Source organism: Streptomyces sp. W16, assembly GCF_033194735.1.
GTDB lineage: Bacteria > Actinomycetota > Actinomycetes > Streptomycetales > Streptomycetaceae > Streptomyces.
The window spans coordinates 1-2,638 of the sequence record NZ_JAWOAI010000854.1; the positions used below are offsets into that span (position 1 = coordinate 1).

General features: G+C 69.1%; 3 protein-coding genes. All 3 read left to right on the plus strand.

Annotated elements, in window-relative coordinates; translation table 11 throughout:
- Positions 1-278 precede the first annotated feature (278 nt).
- Entirely contained in the window at positions 279-1,610 is a 1,332-nt protein-coding gene (locus R6V09_RS50445; RefSeq protein WP_317888139.1) for an ammonium transporter, read from the plus strand.
- Entirely contained in the window at positions 1,607-1,945 is a 339-nt protein-coding gene (locus R6V09_RS50450; RefSeq protein WP_003997576.1) for a P-II family nitrogen regulator, read from the plus strand. The genes R6V09_RS50445 and R6V09_RS50450 overlap by 4 nt, the downstream gene beginning before the upstream one ends.
- Before the next feature lie 25 nt (positions 1,946-1,970).
- Positions 1,971-2,638 (plus strand): nucleotidyltransferase domain-containing protein (locus R6V09_RS50455; RefSeq protein WP_317888140.1); only part of this gene is annotated, 668 nt, incomplete at its 3' end.

Here is a 2,638-nt window from a genome sequence, read left to right on the forward strand (position 1 = left end):
CCCCGGCGCCCCCGCGCCAGGCCGCCGGAAGTCCGGCCGGGGCCGGTTTCCCGCCGCCGGGGAAGGTTGCGCGACGATAACGATCGCCCGGCCGGAGATCCGGCAGTTCATCGACGCGTAACACGCACGGCGCCTTCGTCACTCCGGCGAAACAACGAGGGGCTTCGACCGAAACCGCGCTGCGCCAATCTCAGGGCGCATAACCGGACCCCCCGCCTTGACCGGACCGCATCCAGGCTTCGCCCGCACGGGGCCGTACAACCGACGAGGAGACGCCGATGGCATCAGCCGCCATCACGCTTGCCGCGGAGGCACCCAAACTGTCCTCCGCGAACACAGGCTTCATGCTCATCTGTTCCGCCCTGGTGCTGCTCATGACACCGGGACTCGCCTTCTTCTACGGAGGCATGGTCCGCGTCAAGAGCACCCTGAACATGCTGATGATGAGCTTCATCAGCATCGGGATCGTCACCATCCTGTGGGTTCTCTACGGCTTCTCGCTCGCCTTCGGTTCGAGTAACGGCTTCATCGGCTACGACTCCGACTGGCTGGGCATGAGCAAGGTCGGCCTGACGGACCTCTGGCCCGGCTACACCATCCCGATCTTCGTCTTCATGGTCTTCCAGATGATGTTCGCGGTCATCACCCCGGCCCTGATAAGCGGTGCCATCGCCGACCGCGTGAAGTTCTCCGCCTGGTCGCTCTTCGTCGCCCTGTGGCTGACCGTCGTCTACGTCCCCGTCGCCCACTGGGTGTGGGGCGCCGACGGCTGGGCCTACAAGCTCGGTGTGATCGACTTCGCCGGTGGTACCGCGGTCCACATCAACGCCGGTGCCGGCGCCCTCGGCGTCATCCTGGTCATCGGCAAGCGCGTCGGCTTCAAGCGTGACCCCATGCGTCCGCACAGCCTCCCGCTGGTCATGCTCGGCTGCGGTCTGCTGTGGTTCGGCTGGTTCGGCTTCAACGCCGGTTCGTGGCTCGGCAACGACGACGGCGTCGGCGCGCTGATGTTCGTCAACACCCAGGTCGCCACCGCCGCCGCCATGCTCGCCTGGCTCGCCTACGAGAAGATCCGCCACGGCGCGTTCACCACGCTGGGCGCGGCCTCGGGTGCCGTCGCCGGTCTGGTCGCCATCACCCCGTCCGGTGGTGCGGTCTCCCCGATCGGCGCGATCGCCGTCGGCGCCATCGCCGGTGTCGGCTGTGCCGCCGCCGTCGGACTGAAGTACAAGTTCGGCTTCGACGACTCGCTCGACGTCGTGGGCGTCCACATGGTCGGCGGTATCCTCGGCTCCCTCCTGATCGGCCTCTTCGCCAGCGGCAAGGGCCAGTCCGCGGTCAAGGGTCTCTTCTACGGCGGAGGCATGCACCAGTTCTGGATCCAGTGCGCCGGTGTCTTCGCGGTCCTCTTCTACTCCCTGACCGTCTCCGCGGTCCTCGCCTTCCTCCTCGACAAGACCATCGGTATGCGGGTCACCGAGGACGAAGAGGTCTCCGGCATCGACCAGGCCGAGCACGCCGAGACCGCGTACGACTTCAGCGGCGCCGGTGGCGGCCTCAGCGGCGGCACGCTCACCTCTGCCACGGAGACGAAGAAGGTGGACGCATGAAGCTCATCACCGCCGTCGTGAAGCCCCACCGGCTCGACGAGATCAAGGAAGCCCTGCAGGCCTTCGGGGTCCACGGTCTGACGGTCACCGAGGCGAGCGGCTACGGTCGTCAGCGGGGACACACCGAGGTCTACCGGGGCGCCGAGTACACGGTCGACCTGGTCCCCAAGATCCGCATCGAGGTGCTGGCCGAGGACGACGACGCCGAGCAGCTGATCGACGTCATCGTCAAGGCCGCCCGAACCGGCAAGATCGGTGACGGCAAGGTCTGGTCCCTCCCGGTCGAGACGGCCGTCCGGGTCAGGACCGGCGAGCGCGGACCGGACGCGCTCTAAAAAGAAACAGAACAGGAGTCGCTGGGTGTCGAGTACGGACGTGCGCAAGGATGCAGAGGACTCCGGACCCAGCGGCTACGCGGCGGCCCGGCTGCGTCTCCTCACCGAGGGGGCGCGGTCCGGGCCGCCGCGCCGTGCCGCCCTCGCCGAACTGACCGACGACTGGCTGACCGGCCTCTTCACCGCCGGCTCCGAAGCCCTCAAGGGCGTCTCTCTCGTCGCCGTCGGCGGCTACGGCCGCGGCGAACTCTCCCCGCGCAGCGACCTCGACCTGCTCCTCCTGCACGACGGCGGCGACTCCGGCGCGGTCGCCGCGCTCGCCGACCGCATCTGGTACCCGGTCTGGGACCTCGGCCTGGCCCTCGACCACTCCGTGCGCACACCCGCCGAGGCCCGCAAGACCGCCGGCGAGGACCTCAAGGTCCAGCTCGGCCTCCTCGACGCGCGCCACATCGCCGGCGACCTCGGCCTGACCGCCTCCCTGCGGACGGCCGTCCTTGCCGACTGGCGCAACCAGGCCCCCAAACGCCTCCCCGAACTCCAGGAACTCTGCGCCGAACGCGCCGAGCGCCAGGGCGAGTTGCAGTATCTCCTCGAACCCGACCTCAAGGAGGCCCGCGGCGGCCTCCGCGACGCCACCGCCCTGCGCGCCGTAGCGGCCTCCTGGCTCGCCGACGCCCCGCGCGAAGGCCT

Excerpts from the sequence above, each read along its gene's own strand:
- R6V09_RS50445 (WP_317888139.1), top strand. The coding sequence starts at position 279 with ATGGCATCAGCCGCCATCACGCTTGCCGCGGAGGCACCCAAACTGTCC.
- R6V09_RS50450 (WP_003997576.1), top strand. The coding sequence starts at position 1,607 with ATGAAGCTCATCACCGCCGTCGTGAAGCCCCACCGGCTCGACGAGATC.